This is a genomic window from Flagellimonas alginilytica, from assembly GCF_042134605.1.
Taxonomy (GTDB): domain Bacteria; phylum Bacteroidota; class Bacteroidia; order Flavobacteriales; family Flavobacteriaceae; genus Flagellimonas; species Flagellimonas alginolytica.
In genome coordinates, this window is the sequence record NZ_CP169638.1 from 75,401 (window position 1) to 92,528 (window position 17,128).

General features: G+C 41.6%; 11 protein-coding genes. 7 read left to right on the plus strand and 4 right to left on the minus strand.

The window, feature by feature from the left end; genetic code table 11:
- A complete protein-coding gene (locus tag ABTP35_RS00355; RefSeq protein ID WP_293294911.1) occupies nucleotides 1-927 on the plus strand; it encodes a hypothetical protein in 927 nt (308 codons plus the stop codon).
- Here the strand turns inward: ABTP35_RS00355 and ABTP35_RS00360 are convergent.
- Nucleotides 924-1,910 (minus strand): GNAT family N-acetyltransferase, encoded by a 987-nt coding sequence (locus ABTP35_RS00360; RefSeq protein WP_293294909.1) that lies wholly within the window; start codon nucleotides 1,908-1,910, stop codon nucleotides 924-926. The genes ABTP35_RS00355 and ABTP35_RS00360 overlap by 4 nt on opposite strands.
- Nucleotides 1,911-2,072: 162 nt before the next feature.
- A complete protein-coding gene (locus tag ABTP35_RS00365) occupies nucleotides 2,073-3,104 on the minus strand; it encodes an oxidoreductase (RefSeq protein ID WP_293294907.1) in 1,032 nt (343 codons plus the stop codon).
- 59 nt (nucleotides 3,105-3,163) lie between these two features.
- Between ABTP35_RS00365 and ABTP35_RS00370 the strand changes: the two genes are divergently transcribed.
- Entirely contained in the window at nucleotides 3,164-4,378 is a 1,215-nt protein-coding gene (locus tag ABTP35_RS00370; protein ID WP_293294905.1) for a methyltransferase domain-containing protein, read from the plus strand.
- A 46-nt stretch (nucleotides 4,379-4,424) separates the two neighbouring features.
- On the opposite strand, the gene ABTP35_RS00375 is transcribed toward ABTP35_RS00370, so the two are convergent.
- Both ABTP35_RS00375 and ABTP35_RS00380 read right to left on the minus strand, forming a co-directional pair.
- Nucleotides 4,425-6,014: an amidohydrolase gene (locus ABTP35_RS00375; protein WP_293294903.1), complete on the minus strand. Its 1,590-nt coding sequence runs from the start codon at nucleotides 6,012-6,014 to the stop codon at nucleotides 4,425-4,427.
- A gap of 176 nt (nucleotides 6,015-6,190) precedes the next feature.
- Nucleotides 6,191-6,757 carry a hypothetical protein gene (locus ABTP35_RS00380; RefSeq protein ID WP_293294901.1) on the minus strand — a complete coding sequence of 189 codons (567 nt, stop codon included), beginning with the start codon at nucleotides 6,755-6,757 and terminating at the stop codon, nucleotides 6,191-6,193.
- Nucleotides 6,758-6,950: 193 nt separating this feature from the next.
- Here ABTP35_RS00380 and purL point away from each other — a divergent pair, with 193 nt between their 5' ends.
- From purL to ABTP35_RS00405, 5 genes are all read left to right on the plus strand, one after another.
- Nucleotides 6,951-10,646, plus strand: coding sequence for a phosphoribosylformylglycinamidine synthase (purL, locus tag ABTP35_RS00385; protein WP_293294899.1), 3,696 nt, complete (start codon nucleotides 6,951-6,953; stop codon nucleotides 10,644-10,646).
- Nucleotides 10,647-10,773: 127 nt separating this feature from the next.
- On the plus strand, nucleotides 10,774-12,543 hold the full coding sequence (locus tag ABTP35_RS00390) for an AMP-dependent synthetase/ligase (RefSeq protein ID WP_293294897.1): 1,770 nt from the start codon (nucleotides 10,774-10,776) through the stop codon (nucleotides 12,541-12,543).
- A gap of 429 nt (nucleotides 12,544-12,972) precedes the next feature.
- Nucleotides 12,973-13,422 carry a MarR family winged helix-turn-helix transcriptional regulator gene (locus tag ABTP35_RS00395; RefSeq protein WP_224836614.1) on the plus strand — a complete coding sequence of 150 codons (450 nt, stop codon included), beginning with the start codon at nucleotides 12,973-12,975 and terminating at the stop codon, nucleotides 13,420-13,422.
- 15 nt (nucleotides 13,423-13,437) lie between these two features.
- Nucleotides 13,438-15,843 (plus strand): 3-hydroxyacyl-CoA dehydrogenase/enoyl-CoA hydratase family protein, encoded by a 2,406-nt coding sequence (locus ABTP35_RS00400; protein ID WP_293294893.1) that lies wholly within the window; start codon nucleotides 13,438-13,440, stop codon nucleotides 15,841-15,843.
- Nucleotides 15,844-15,920: 77 nt separating this feature from the next.
- Complete coding sequence (locus ABTP35_RS00405; protein WP_224836612.1) at nucleotides 15,921-17,111, plus strand: acetyl-CoA C-acyltransferase; 1,191 nt, start codon at nucleotides 15,921-15,923, stop codon at nucleotides 17,109-17,111.
- The last annotated feature ends 17 nt before the right edge of the window (nucleotides 17,112-17,128 follow it).

The window sequence follows — 17,128 nt, forward strand, 5'->3', positions numbered from 1 at the left end:
ATGATAAAATTCTTTTTAAAAATAGCGCTATATCTTATCCTGATCCTTGTATCATTGGAGCTGTTGGTCAGAGTTTTTCACCTGTATCCAGAGGATTCACCGAGATATATAGACAAAATGGGTGTCGAGAAAAGAATTCCCAACCATAAAGGGTTTAGTGTGACCGGAAACAGGAGGCAAAACTTCTCGGAATACCACATCAACAATCAAGGATTCAACTCTTACCGTGAGTTTACACCAAGCTACTCAAAAAAAGAATTGGCCATAATAGGAGATTCCTACATCCAAGGTTTTCACCAAAACTATTACAACTCCATTGGCAAAAAAATTGAAAACAGGACCAAGGATCTAGAGGTTTATGAATATGGATATGCCGGATGGGATCTGGCCGACCAACTACATCTTTTACAAGCCTACGAAGAAGACTTTGACAAAATAGACCATATTGTGATCTATATGAAATACCCAATGGATCTTGCAAGGGCTACCTATCGACCCAACACTGCTCGGATAAAACAATTGAACTCTATCCCATTTAAAATACGGGACAATATAAAATTGCTCTATTATGCCTCCCAAATCGGGTTTTTGGACCCTGTAAAAAATCTTTTTTTAGAAAAACAAGATGCCAAAAAAGCATCAACCAACGATCAAAAAACTACCCAGGACAGCCTATATCTTGCCAATTTTGAAGAATTATTGAAAGCATACCCCTTCAATAAAGAAAAAACCAGCATACTTCTCGACAAAAGACAGACTTCACAAATATTTCTGGAATACTGTACCAAAGCTGACATTGATATAATCGATTTTGGGAGTGAGTTTGAACGGACAAAAAAGCCAACTACCCTGATTTACGATATGCACTGGAACAATAACGGCAGAAGTTTGGTCGCCAAGAGCATTATAAGTCATTTAGGGCTTTAAGTGTTCAATGGATACTGGAGATTGGTACTTTTCCAGTTATGGTTCCTGAGTTTTTTGGCCCTTTTCTTATATAAGAATTTATCCATATTGAACCATTTCCCAAGAATACCCTTTTCCCGTAACCACTGTTTTAATCGGAGCTTAAATTTTAGATAGTTCAATTTTACCCGAGCAGAGACCGAATTTTTCTTATAGAAAACATCGTAATGATAATTATAGATATGGTTCGACCATTTGGCCTTGAACGTGGTTTCTCCCATCAAAGTATCGAACCAATTGAAATTATGGTCAAGCATCCATTCTATTAATTTTACCATCCGAATATCTCCCAATTGATATCGATGATAGTCTGGATCATAACCATGGATATAACCAAAACATATATCACCTAAACAAAATTCCAATGAAATTGAAATGGGCTCATTATTCACGTAAATTACAAAAAGTAAAGCTTCCCTGTTCAAGATCATTGGATAAATAAGGTGATGATAGTACTTCCATTCCAATAAATACCGATTAAAAGTTTTCTTTTCTTCAAACCTGGCCTTGAGCATTTGATAAAACTTATCAAATAGAAAATCATAGTGGTCTTGATCTATCTCACCGATAAAAAATCTATATGTTGTATTGAACCTATTTTCAAGCTGTCGTTTTCTCGCTTTAATATTTTTGATTGTGGACTTGCCCAAATTCTGTTTCAAATAATCGGCAACGTCAGTACAGCCCATTAAATTACAAGCAAAACCTTTATACTGCCTAATTCGCTTCACATTAAAACCCTTGAGTGAATTAACGCCTTTGGCATCTAGATAATCGGGGATATCCTTTTCAATTAAAAATTTGCTCTGATCAATTGACAATGATCTAAATATAGGCAAATCGTAATTGGTTCCAGTTATTTTGTTATAAAGGGGAACAGTATAATATGGGGAAACACTTCTCCTTAAAAAAAGATTAAAAATAAAACCTGAATCATGAACCATAAAAAAAGATATTTACTTCTTGACTTTTTGATTTGGCCCTGAATTACATTCAGATTAAATGTAGCAAGAACAACACAACTTCAAGCACAAATACGTCGAAAACCATCTCTTTTCGACCATTAGAAATTAAGGATACAACAAATGCTCAAAAATATTGCACCTCTAACGGAACAACAACTTGGCAATTCTCGTGTTCCCGGCTGCAAAAGCTGTGGAATCATTTAAAAACCGAAGAGTAAAAAAAGGCTCTTCACTCAATTCCTTCCAGCTCTCGCCCCCATCGGAGGAATAGGAAATTCCCGTAAATCCGGCTGCAACCAAGGCTTCCCCATTGGAATTGGGCACAAACTGCACACAACTCTTATAGCCGGGCTCGTGACCATCAGCAACCAATTGCCATGTCTTGCCACCATCAATGGTTTTGACCTTATTGGCCTTATTGGATTTGGGCTGTGTATAGTCTCCACCTATGGCAAACCCAATATTTTCATTAAAAAAATCCATGGAATAGATACCCTGGGTCGGTTCGTCCGCTATTATTGGGGTTTTCTGTACTTCCCAGGTCATGCCCTTGTCATCGGAAAAGTAGACCCGTCCTTCGGTGGTACCGACCCAAGCTTTATCTCCTTTTACGGCAATGTTACTATTGCTCGCCGCAAATGCCCCCTCGCCCTCTACTCCTTCGGGCAAATCCGAACAAGGTACTTTGGTCCAACTGTTCCCCCCGTCCCTTGTAATGATTACGGAAAGGCAACCGTCCACAGTATCTCCAACCGCAATCCCTTCCATGTTGTTCCAAAAAGTAAGGCTATCATAAAAAACGCCTTCACCTTCCTCTTTGTAAACCACTTCCATTTTTCCTTTATCCCCGGTTTTGTACAACAAAGCGGGACTTTCAATAGAAAGCATAAAAAAATCCTCGGAGGTACTGCCTACCGCCCTAAAACTAGGGGTCAACGAATCGTAGGTCTGCACATTACTGCGAACTTGCAACGAATTTACGTCCACCGTACCATAAACACCATTGCTTCCCGCAAAGGCCAGTGTTCTGCCATCCAAAAATGTAATAGCACGAATGCTAACGGAATCATTAAAAACTGGAGTTATTTCAACGGATGTAAAGGGTAGCTTTTTATGTTCTTCTGCACAAGAAAATAAAACTAGAGCCATTATCAGGGAGCATATGTATCTCATTGTATTTATTTTCTTCAAAAGTAAGGAGAAATCATACCTTTGCAACCTTATTCTACAAGATGCGTTTACACAGAAACTTGGTATTTACCGTAATTGATGCCCTACACATGATTTTTAACGAAGGGGAATATGCCGATAAGGTAATCGAAAAAGTATTGCGTTATGACAAACGTTGGGGTGCCCGCGATCGCGGATTTATTGCCGAGACCACGTATGATATAGTTCGATGGAAACGCCTATACTCGGAAATTGCCGAGGTACACGAACCGTACAGCAAACCACATTTATTTCGTTTGTTCGGGGTTTGGTGCGTGCTGAGAGGTATCCGGATCCCTGATTGGAAACAACTGGAAGGTACTCCGGAACGTCGCATTAAAGGCAGGTTCGATGAATTGTCCAAAATTCGCAAATTCAGGGAATCAATTCCTGATTGGATGGACGAACTGGGTGAAAAATCGTTGGGTTCCGAACTTTGGACCAAAGAGATAGCCGCTCAGAACCAACAAGCAGAGGTGATTCTAAGAACAAATACCCTTAAAGTACCAAAACCTCAACTGAAGGCTTTTTTGACTAAAGAAGATATAGCTACCGAGTTTATAGATGGCTATCCAGATGCATTGAAACTTGTGGAACGGAAAAATGTTTTTGTTACCGAAGCATTTAAAGATGGATTGTTCGAGGTACAGGACGCCTCTTCCCAATTGGTTGCCCCATTTTTGGAGGTAGAGCCCGGTCAGCGTGTAATCGATGCTTGTGCGGGTGCCGGAGGAAAAACGCTTCACTTGGCTTCGCAAATGCAGAACAAAGGGCAATTGATCGCCTTGGACATTTATGAAAGTAAATTGAAAAAGCTGAAGAAGAGAGCCCGTCGCAACGGTGTACACAATGTGGAAACCAGGGTTATAGACTCCACTAAAGTCATAAAAAAATTGCACAACAGTGCCGACCGAGTGTTGCTTGATGCACCTTGCTCTGGATTGGGAGTAATCAAACGTAATCCTGATTCAAAATGGAAATTGGAACCCGAATTCGTGGACCGCATTATGGGGGTTCAGCAAGATATTCTGCAGAACTATAGCAAAATGGTAAAAAAGGGAGGTCAAATGGTCTATGCCACCTGTTCCATTCTGCCCCAAGAAAACTCGGATCAGGTCAAGAACTTTTTAGATTCGGAGAACGGGAAAGATTTTGAATTTGTTCGGGAACGAAATGTTTTTGCCTCGGAAACAGGGTTCGATGGTTTTTATATGGCCTTGTTAAAAAAGAAATCCTGAAAATCCAAATGATTCTCAGGATCCCGATTTATCTTGAAGCAACAACTTATTGCTTGACCGTGGGGTAATCAACACCCAATTGCTCCAAATAGGTATCGTATTTGGTCTCATTATAGTAAAATTCCTTCAATGCAGATCGGAACATATCCTGCTTATCCTTGTTCAAATACGTGGGCGGCATATCATCCGCAGCAATCATAGGCCGATATTTGGTTTCCTTGGTCTGTTCGTTGTTAAAATAATCCCAAGCCTGCTCCAAAAGTTCCGGCTTCAATAAAAAATCCATGACCGTCAGGGCCTCGGCCTTGGCTCCGGCCGTTACACCCTTGTGGGCAATCGGTGTCGCCATAGTTATGGCATTTGCCCAATGATGCCCCGGCAAACCGGGAATATTTGAAGGAAAACGCATGGTTACCGTGGGTATTTTCCATGAAATATCCCCGATATCGTCAGAACCTCCACTTACCGGTTCCAATACCGGAAGTCCTATTTTTGACAATTCGGTAGGTAATCCGGTCGTGGTCTTGGATTGTATTTCAGCTTGCACCGCTTTTGCCAGTTTTTGGTCGGCCTCTGACCATGTTGGGAGACCAACTTGCTTTATATTTTCGTACATCGTCTCCGCAATAATCTTATTAAAGTGTCTTGGCCAGGCAGTTCCCAATACACGTGAGGTCATTTTAGTACCCGTCATCAAAGCCGCACCTTTCGCAATATCGTTGGCTTCGGCATACATTTCCATAATCCCTTCGTAGGTAACATCCCTAAAATAAAACCAAATAGCGGCTTTGGAAGGCACTACATTGGGTTGGTCCCCGGAATCGGTAAAAATGGAATGTGAACGTTTTAATGGATGCAGGTGCTCTCTTTTGTAATTCCACCCTACGTTCATAAGTTCTGCAGCGTCGAGAGCACTTCTTCCTCGCCAAGGCGCCCCGGCCGAATGAGCTGCTTCGCCTTCAAACATATATTCCACGGAAATGAGCCCTGTTCCTCTTGTTGGTCCCCAAGAAACACTCAGATTACTGCTTACATGGGTAAAAATGCACATATCTATATCATCAAAAAGACCATCGCGGACGTACCATGCTTTTGCTGCGACCAATTCTTCTGCAATACCCGGCCAAAGAATCAAGGTACCGCCAATGCCCTCTTTCTCCATTACTTCCTTAACGGCCAATGCCGAGGTAATGTTCAAAGGAATGCCCGCATTATGTCCTTCTCCATGCCCAGGAGCGCCTTCCACTATAGGTTTGTGGTACGCGACACCAGGATATTGTGAGGCTTTGGGAATACAATCAACATCGCTCCCCAAGGCAATAACCGGACCATCGCCATTGCTCCATGTGGCAAACCATGCCGTTGGAATATTGGAAATGGAATGCTCTATGGTAAATCCATTTTCCTCTAAAATACCGGTAAGATATTTGGAACTCTCCTCTTCTTGAAAGCCCAATTCTGCAAAACTGAAAATTTTATCCACCATAACCTGTGTCTGCTTTCTATTGGCCTCCACAAGAGTTTCTACTTCTTCTTTTAACTTTTTAATCTGGCTTTTGGAATATTTTTTTTGTGCTGTTGCAGTAATTATGCCCGCGAAAAGAAGTATCCCGCACAAGAGGTTGGTCGTTTTCATAAGGTTGGTTTTGAGTTAGCTATATTCTTCTAAGATAGGAAAAACAACTTTAACTCTTTCTGATTAAAGGTTTTTCTGAAGGTCTTCTGGAGCTGTTTACTTTGTAATTTTAATATAGACTGATGAGGAAAATCTGCGCTGTTATTTTTCAATGAAAAATTTATAATAAAATATTTTTATATTTTTTGAATTAAACAGGTTGCTCCTTTTTTAATCGCTTTTATCTTTTTTCGTGTTCGACCTTTAGCTTTTAAATCAATATATTTCTCTTCATCCGTGTCTGGGATTCTAATGATCTCTATTTTGGATTCAGCTAGCTTTTTTAATTCGGGTTCTGTGAGTTTGAAAACAAATGAATAAGCGGTAGAATTTTGAGAGCTTGTTGAGGTCATTCCACTACCTAAACCCATGTAAAAACCACTGGTAGAAATCGAACTTTCAATTTTTGGCTTAGACTCTATAATTGTTTTTAAATCTATTTTAGTCCCAGTTTCAAGTTTAATTGACAATCCTGTTCCTTCTTTAAATATATGTTCTCTTTCTCCCCAATAGTTGAATACAACATCAAATAAAATTGTATCATTTTTTACTTCAAAATAGACAGTCCTATAGCTATAGTCAAAGTATGTAATTTCATCATTTGTAAATGGGTCTATATCCGTTTTACATTTCTGGGAATAAATTTTCACGGACATTAATATTAGGCTAATTAGAATTGCGCTTTTAATCATCAATTTTTTCATAGTTACATTTCACATCAAAAACAAATATATACGAATGCTTTGCGTAAAATGGGTTGAATTGATGGATGGCCTTTTTCAATTGACGAAAATACTATCAACAATACATCGTTAACAAAACACTTATACCGTAGGATGAATTCTGGCACAAAATCGTATTTTTGCACTTTCTTAAACCGTTCAACGCATAGACTGTATGATCCATTTTTTTGGGGACAAGGCGACCAAGGTTTTTGCCGTCCAAACCGCTCAGGAAATCGCTCAGGAAGATATTGACAAATTAACTTGGTTGTTTGGCGACCAACCTAAGATTGAAGCGGCGTCTCTCGACGCCTTTTTTGTTGGGCCACGTGCCGCCATGGTTACACCTTGGAGTACCAATGCGACCGAAATCACCCAAAACATGGGCATCCCAGGAATCATCAGAATAGAGGAATTCCATGCCATTGCCGAGGATTTTACCGATTTTGACCCTATGCTTTCCCAAAAATACACCGCTTTGGGACAAGATATTTTCACTATCGATATTGTTCCAGAACCCATTATGGAAATCGATGATATTTCAACGTACAACGAAAAAGAAGGATTGGCCCTAAGTGATGAAGAGGTGGCCTATTTGAAAGGTCTGGCCAAGAAATTGGGTCGCAAGTTGACGGATTCCGAAGTCTTTGGGTTCAGCCAAGTGAATTCCGAGCATTGCAGACACAAAATTTTTAACGGCACCTTTGTGATTGACGGAGAAGAAAAGCCTTCTTCCCTATTTAAACTGATCAAAAAGACTTCGGAAGCACATCCAAACGATATTGTTTCCGCATACAAAGACAATGTTGCTTTTATAAAAGGGCCAAAAGCAATTCAGTTTGCACCAAAAAGTGCCGACAAACCCGATTTTTACGAAGAAAAAGAATTCGATTCCGTATTATCGCTTAAAGCGGAGACCCACAATTTCCCGACCACCGTGGAGCCTTTTAATGGTGCCGCTACAGGGTCCGGCGGTGAGATTCGTGATCGTTTAGCTGGTGGAAAAGGATCGTTGCCCTTGGCTGGAACCGCTGTTTACATGACATCCTATTCCCGATTGGAAGAAAATCGTCCTTGGGAAAAAGGTATGCAAGAAAGGAACTGGCTGTACCAAACTCCAATGGATATCTTGATCAAGGCATCCAACGGTGCATCCGACTTTGGAAATAAATTTGGTCAACCTTTGATCGCCGGTTCTGTTTTAACATTCGAACACCAAGAAGAGGTCCGTAAATTGGGCTTCGACAAAGTGATAATGATGGCAGGGGGTATTGGTTACGGAAAAACAGAACAAGCCTTAAAAGACACACCCAAGAAGGGAGACAGAATAGTTGTTCTAGGTGGTGATAATTACAGAATCGGGATGGGTGGAGCTGCCGTATCCAGTGCGGACACGGGCGAGTTCAGTTCGGCTATTGAATTAAACGCCGTACAACGTTCCAACCCTGAAATGCAAAAAAGAGCTTCGAATGCCGTTCGCGGATTGTTCGAAAGTCACGATAACCCCATTGTTTCCATTCACGACCACGGAGCTGGTGGACACCTCAACTGTTTATCGGAATTGGTGGAAGAAACAGGAGGAACCATAGATACCGATAAATTACCGGTTGGCGACCCTACACTTTCCAAAAAAGAATTGATCGGAAACGAATCCCAAGAGCGTATGGGCTTGGTGATCGGGGAAAAAGATTTGGACTTATTGAACCGGGTTTCTGCACGTGAACGCTCCCCTATGTACAACGTTGGTGAGGTAACGGGCGACCACACCTTTAAATTTACATCCGGACAAACAGGAGAGACACCAATGAATTTGGAATTGTCCGATATGTTCGGGAGCTCTCCAAAAACCATAATGGCCGATAAATCGGTACAACAAAAATATTCTGCACTATCCTATTCGCTGGAGCATTTCCACGATTATTTGGAACAAGTACTCCAATTGGAGGCGGTAGCCAGCAAGGACTGGTTAACAAACAAGGTTGATCGTTGTGTGGGAGGTCGTGTTGCAAAGCAACAATGCGCCGGACCATTGCAATTGCCACTGAACAACTGTGGGGTTATGGCCCTAGACTTTAAAGGAAAGGAAGGAATTGCAACCAGTATAGGCCATTCCCCCATATCGGCATTGATAGACCCCGTTGCAGGAAGCAGAAACAGTGTAGCGGAATCGTTGACCAATATTGTCTGGGCACCGTTAAAGAATGGATTGAAATCCGTATCGCTCTCCGCAAACTGGATGTGGCCCTGTAGAAATGAAGGTGAAGATGCCCGTTTATACAGTGCAGTGGAATCTTTGTCGGAATTCGCGATCGATCTAGGAATAAATGTGCCCACCGGAAAGGATTCACTTTCCATGAAACAAAAATATAAGGATGGTGAAGTACTTTCCCCAGGAACGGTAATCATCTCTGCTGCTGCCAATTGCAACAACATTGATCAAGTTGTGGAGCCTGTTTTGCAGAAAAACGGTGGCGATATTTACTACATCAATTTATCCAAGGACAGCCATAAATTAGGTGGTTCTTCCTTTGCGCAGGTTTTAAACGGCATTGGTGACCAAGCTCCATCTGTTATGGATGCTGAATATTTTAAGACCACTTTCAACACTTTGCAAGAGCTCATCAAAAATGGCCAGATTTTAGCCGGTCACGATGTGGCTTCAGGAGGATTGATAACTACCTTGCTGGAACTTTGCTTTGCCGACAATAACCTAGGGGCCAAATTAGATCTTTCCGGTATTGGGGAGGAAGACAGCATCAAACTGTTGTTCTCAGAAAATATCGGGGTGGTATTCCAAGCCAAAGATGAAACAGTGGAGAAAGTTTTATCCGATTCCGGTGTAAATTTCACTAAAATTGGTACCCCTGTTCCAGAAAGTACCTTGGAAATCAAAAACAATGGTATCGAAATAGGTTTGAACATTGCTTCGCTGCGTGACACTTGGTTCAAGACATCCTATTTGTTGGACAATAAGCAGACTGCGAATGGTCTTGCCAAAGACCGTTTTGATAATTACAAAAAACAACCGTTGCAATATGTTTTTCCTGAAAATTTTGATGGAAAACTTCCAACGGCTGCGACTTCCTTCGACTCCGCTCAGGAACCAAAGTTCAGTAGCAGACCCAAAGCCGCCATTCTTCGGGAGAAAGGAAGCAATTCCGAACGTGAAATGGCAAATGCGATGTACTTGGCCGGGTTCGATGTAAAGGATGTGCATATGACAGACTTGATCTCGGGCAGGGAAACACTGGAGGACATTCAATTTATTGGTGCCGTTGGCGGATTCTCCAACTCCGATGTGTTGGGAAGTGCCAAAGGTTGGGCAGGTGCTTTCAAATACAACGAAAAAGCCAATAAAGCCTTAAAAGATTTCTTTGCCAGGCCAGATACCCTCTCTGTTGGTATTTGTAATGGTTGCCAGTTGTTCATGGAGCTAGATCTTATTAATCCAGAACACGAAACGCACGGTAGAATGACCTACAATGACTCCCATAAGCACGAGAGCAACTTTACTTCGGTGAAAATCGAAAAAAACAACTCGGTTATGCTGTCCAATATGGCCGGCACAACTCTTGGTGTATGGATCAGCCATGGAGAAGGTAAATTTAGCCTTCCACATACCGAAGATCAATACCATATTGTGGCCAAATACGGATATGAGACTTATCCTGCCAATCCAAACGGAAGTGATTACAATACGGCAATGCTTTGTGACAAAACAGGTAGGCACTTGGTGACCATGCCCCATATTGAACGTTCAACGTTCCCATGGAACTGGGCCCACTATCCAAAAGATAGAAACGACAAGGTGTCCCCCTGGCTTCAGGCTTTTGTGAACGCAAAAGAATGGTTGGACAACTTGAGGAAGTAATATTTTTTATTGCTGATATAGGTTGATAATTGGGGATTTTTCAAAAAACACATTAGGTAATTGTTAAATCTGTTTCATTGTTAAGGTCTGATTTGCTAATTTGCAATCGCTTTACATAAAACTTACTATGCAAACTGTTACCCGATTATTTGATTTCCCATACTATCAACTTGAAAAATATCCCTTAGAAAAATCATTGGTCACCAAAAGTGACGGTAAATGGATAGCAACGTCCACCAAGGAATACATCGACAAGGCCAATGCGGTGAGCAGGGCTTTATTACGGATGGGCGTAAAGCCGAATGATAAAATCGCCATTATATCCACGACCAACCGAACAGAGTGGAACATAATGGATATTGGCGTACTTCAAATCGGGGCGCAAACCGTACCGATCTACCCCACCATTTCCGAAGACGACTACGAATACATCCTTAACCATTCAGAAGCCAAATATTGCTTTGTTTCGTGTGAAGATGTTTTGGAAAAAGTGCTTGCCATAAGTTCAAAAATCAAAAAGATCGAAGAAGTCTATTCGTTTGACGAGCTTAAAAATTGCAAAAACTGGAAGGAAGTCCTGGAAAAGGGCGCCGATCCTTCCAATCAAGAAAACGTAGAAGAATTAAAAGCCAAGGTAAAACCCAAAGACCTGGCGTCCCTTATATATACCTCGGGCACAACAGGAAGACCAAAGGGCGTAATGCTTTCTCACGATAATATTGTGTCCAACGTTATTTCCAGTGAGGCCAGAGTACCTTTTGAGACAGGAGGTGTTGCTCTCAGTTTTTTACCGGTTTGTCACATTTTTGAAAGGATGATTCTTTATCTGTACCAATATTGTGGTATAGAAATTCATTTTGCAGAAGGACTGGATAAGATCAGTGACAACATAAAAGAGGTAAAACCCGATGTAATGACAGTGGTGCCACGTCTGCTTGAGAAGGTTTACGATGCGATAATAGCAAAAGGAGCCAATCTAACAGGCATAAAAAAGAAACTGTTTTTTTGGGCGGTGGAAATTGGACTCAAGTTTGAGCCCTATGGTGCCAACGGTTGGTGGTACGAGAAAAGACTTGGGCTCGCCCGTAAATTGATTTTTAGTAAGTGGAAAGAAGGTCTTGGTGGAAATTTATCCGTGATGGTATCGGGCAGTGCCGCTTTACAACCTAGATTGGCACGCGTTTTTGGAGCAGCTCAAATGCCCGTAATGGAAGGTTACGGACTTACGGAAACTTCTCCTGTGATTGCCGTGAACGATCAACGTAACAAAGGTTGGAAGATTGGCACCGTTGGAAAAATTATAAATGGTGTGGAAGTGAAAATAGCCGAAGATGGTGAAATCCTTTGCAAAGGTCCCAATGTAATGTTGGGCTACTACAAAGATCCTGAAAAAACCGCACAGGTTATGACCGACGATTATTTCCATACTGGCGATATCGGTGAAGTGGATGCCGATGGCTTTTTGCGCATTACCGATCGTAAGAAAGAAATGTTCAAAACGTCGGGCGGCAAATATGTGGCTCCACAAATCCTGGAAAATCGATTTAAGCAATCCCGCTTTATTGAACAGATAATGGTTGTTGGAGAAGGCGAAAAAATGCCGGCGGCCATAATTCAACCTAATTTTGAGTTTATGCACGAATGGGCCAAAAGGCACGATATAGTGCTAAACTCAAATGAAGAATTGGTGAAAAACGAAAAGGTCATAGCAAGAATGCAGGAAGAAGTGGATTTGGCCAATGAGGAGTTTGCCAAATGGGAAAAAGTAAAACAGTTTAGGCTTACTTCTGATGTTTGGAGCATCGATGAAGGACACTTGACCCCTACCCTAAAATTGAAGCGCAAAATTGTTAAAGAAAAATATCTAGCACTTTATAATGATATTTATGGGCATTGATCAAACTACAATGTTCAATTAGCAATGATCAATAATCGGTCTGGCGTTCTGAGTATATCGGAAAACCGTCATCCTGAACTAGGTTCAGAATCTAATTTTTTCAATAAGTTGGACAATCAACACCCAAATATTGTATAAAGATTGGATGTTAGATGAGCAGACCGTACTTTATATCATAATAATATAAAAACCTAATTCACGGTTTATACTTCGGCAAAAGCTGAGATTGTTTGGTTTTAAAAGTGCTCCATATAGTTGGCAATAGGAATATAAAGTCAAAAAAAACACTAGTTCCAAGCAAAAAAATTGTAACTAGCTTACAATTACCCTCTATTTACTTCAACTCTAATTTATTAAGGTACACTTAACCTAAATTTATTATGCATGCATAATAAATTTTTATATATTTGAGAACACCAAACCAGTTCTATGAAAGATTTGACCATTGATCACGCCCTTAGGGCTACCTGGCAGGCGGTAAGCAAAATGTACAATGAGGAAGCTAAAAACTATGATCTTACCATGGCCATCGGGTTTACCCTTTTGAGCATGGATCCAAAAGGGGGTACTCCAAGTACCACATTAGGCCCTAAAATGGGAATGGAAGCTACAAGTTTGTCAAGAATCTTAAAGAATATTGAGCAAAAAGGATACATTTTAAGAAAACGAAACCCAAAGGATGGGCGCGGAGTCCTAATTTTTTTAACCCCCTTGGGCCTAGAAAAACGGGAGGAATCCAAAGAGGTAGTTCTCAGGTTCAACGAGGTTGTCAAAGAGCATGTACCAGAAGAAGATCTAGACGTTTTTTTTAAGACCATGAGCACAATAAACAAGCTTATTACCGACAAAAAAATATATTCAAAAACAACTAATAATTAAATTTCAAACTCGCACATGAAAAGGCATATAAACAAAATTGCCGTAATCGGTTCCGGTATAATGGGCAGTGGCATAGCATGTCACTTTGCTAACATTGGGGTCGAGGTACTATTGTTGGACATAGTTCCTCGCGAACTGAACGACAAGGAAAAAGCCAAGGGACTTACATTGGAAGACAAGGTGGTTCGTAATCGTTTGGTAAACGATTCTTTGACCGCTGCCTTAAAATCCAAACCCTCTCCTATTTACCATCAAAAATTCGCAGATCGTATTACCACAGGAAACTTGGAAGACGATATTTCCAAAGTGGCGGATGTGGATTGGATCATTGAAGTGGTCGTTGAACGATTGGACATTAAAAAACAAGTGTTCGAGAATCTGGACAAACACCGCACACCGGGAACCTTGATTACCTCAAACACTTCCGGTATCCCTATTAAATTTATGAGCGAAGGAAGAAGCGAGGATTTCCAGAAACACTTCTGCGGAACACATTTCTTTAACCCTGCTCGATATCTAAAACTTTTCGAAATCATTCCTGGACCTAAAACTTCAAAAGAGGTTTTGGATTTCTTGAACGGATACGGTGAACAATTCTTGGGCAAAACCTCCGTGGTGGCTAAAGATACTCCCGCATTTATCGGGAACCGAATCGGAATCTTCAGCATTCAAAGTCTGTTTCATGCTGTAAAAGAAATGGGCATGACAGTGGAAGAAGTGGATAAATTGACAGGCCCCGTAATCGGTCGTCCAAAATCCGCCACTTTCCGCACGGTGGATGTGGTTGGTTTGGATACTTTGGTACATGTGGCCAACGGAATCAGTGAGAACTGTAAGGACGATGAGCGTCACGAACTGTTCCAGCTGCCCGATTTCATCAAAACCATGATGGACAACAAATGGTTGGGAAGCAAAACAGGTCAAGGATTCTATAAAAAAGTAAAAGGCGATAATGGTAAAAGCGAAATCCTCACGTTGGATTTGGACACCATGGATTATCGTTCTAAAAAAAGTGCAAAATTTGCAACTTTAGAGCTAACCAAGACCATTGATAAAGTCATAGAGCGTTTTCCCGTATTGGTAGGCGGTAAAGATAAGGCCGGAGAGTTTTACAGAAAGAGTTTTGGAGCCCTTTTTGCTTATGTAACCCATCGTATTCCTGAAATTTCGGATGAGCTATACAAAATAGATGATGCCATGAAGGCCGGTTTCGGCTGGGAACATGGTCCGTTTCAAATTTGGGATGCCGTTGGCCTTGAAAAGGGATTGGAATTCATCAAAGCCGAAGGTTTGGAGCCCGCTTCATGGATTGCCGACATGAAATCCGCAGGTGTGGATTCATTCTACACCGTAAAAGATGGGGCAACCTACTATTATGATATCAGCAAAAAGACAATGGAAAAAGTTCCAGGTCAAGATGCATTCATTATTCTGGACAACATCCGAAAAACCAAGGAGGTTTTTAAAAACAGTGGAGTTGTCATCGAAGATTTAGGTGACGGAATCCTGAACTGCGAGTTCCAATCCAAAATGAACACCATTGGAGGTGATGTGCTCTCTGGCTTGAACAAAGCCGTTGACCTTGCCGAAAAGGATTTTGCAGGGTTGGTCATAGGGAACCAAGCTGCCAATTTCTCCGTAGGGGCCAATATCGGTATGATCTTTATGATGGCAGTGGAACAAGAATACGATGAGTTGAACATGGCCATAAAATACTTCCAAGATACCATGATGCGCATGCGATACTCATCCATTCCAACCGTAGCGGCACCGCACGGAATGGCTTTGGGTGGTGGCTGTGAGCTTTCAATGCATGCAGATAAAGTTGTGGCCGCTGCCGAAACCTACATTGGTTTGGTCGAATTTGGCGTAGGTGTGATCCCTGGCGGTGGTGGATCTAAAGAAATGGCACTCCGCGCTTCCGATACTTTCAGGAAAAATGACGTAGAACTCAACGTGCTACAAGAGTATTTCTTGACCATTGGTATGGCCAAAGTATCCACTTCGGCTTACGAAGCCTTTGATTTGGGCATCCTACAAAAAGGAAAGGACGTAGTCGTCGTAAACAAAGACCGACAAATAGCAACTGCCAAAGCACACGCCAAAATTATGGCAGATGCAGGCTACACCAAACCTGTAAAACGTAAAGATGTAAAAGTTCTGGGCAAACAAGCTTTGGGTATGTTCTTGGTAGGAACCGATTCCATGGAAGCCGGACATTATATTTCTGAGCACGACAAAAAGATTGCCGATAAATTGGCCTACGTTATGGCCGGTGGCGACCTTTCTGAAGCGACAATGGTGACCGAACAATATCTTTTGGATTTGGAACGAGAAGCATTTCTATCGCTTTGTACTGAAAGAAAAACGCTGGAACGTATCCAACACATGTTGAAAACCGGAAAACCATTGAGAAACTAGACACAGGAATCAAGACAAAAGGGCCAAGGCACAAAATCCTGACTCTTGTTTCTTGAACCTAAAAATCAAAAGTAAAAATGAAAACAGCATATATAGTAAAAGGATATAGAACAGCCGTGGGCAAAGCCCCAAAAGGTCTGTTCAGGTTTAAACGACCAGATGAACTGGCCGCAGAGACCATAGAGCATATGATGACGGAGCTTCCCCAATTGGACAAAAAACGCATCGACGACGTTATTGTCGGGAATGCCATGCCCGAAGCCGAACAGGGATTGAACATGGGAAGACTCATCTCATTAATGGGACTCAACATTGAAGACGTTCCCGGTGTTACCGTGAATCGCTATTGCGCTTCAGGTTTGGAAACCATTGGTATTGCTACGGCCAAAATCCAATCGGGAATGGCGGATTGCATCATAGCCGGAGGGGCTGAAAGTATGAGCTACATCCCTATGGGAGGTTACAAACCAACACCCGATTACGCCACGGCGAAAGAAGGCCACGAAGACTATTATTGGGGAATGGGACTTACGGCAGAAGCCGTTGCCCAACAATTCAAGGTTTCCAGAGAGGATCAAGATGAATTTGCATACAACTCCCATATGAAAGCATTGAAGGCGCAAGCAGAAAATCGTTTTCAAGATCAAATCGTGCCCATTGAAGTGGAACATACCTTTGTGAACGAAGCTGGAAAAAAGGAAACCAAAACATACACTGTAAACAAGGATGAAGGACCAAGAAAAGGTACCAACATTCCTACTTTGAACAAATTAAGACCTGTTTTTGCTGCAAATGGAAGCGTTACTGCCGGGAATTCCTCGCAGATGAGCGATGGTGCAGCCTTTGTAATGGTAATGAGCGAGGATATGGTCAAAGAGCTCAATTTGGAACCCATAGCCAGATTGGTAAACTATGCTGCAGCAGGTGTTGAACCAAGAATTATGGGTATTGGTCCGGTAAAAGCCATTCCAAAAGCTTTGAAGCAGGCAGGCTTAAAACAAAATGACATTGAACTTATCGAACTGAACGAGGCATTTGCTTCACAATCTTTGGCCGTAATCCGTGAGTTGGGACTCAACCAAGATATCGTTAATGTTAATGGAGGGGCCATTGCCCTGGGTCACCCACTTGGATGTACAGGTGCCAAACTATCGGTACAGCTTTTTGATGAAATGAGAAAGCGGGACATGAAAGGTAAATATGGTATGGTGACCATGTGCGTAGGTACCGGACAAGGTGCTGCAGGTATATTCGAATTTCTTAATTAAAAATACTAAACAACAAA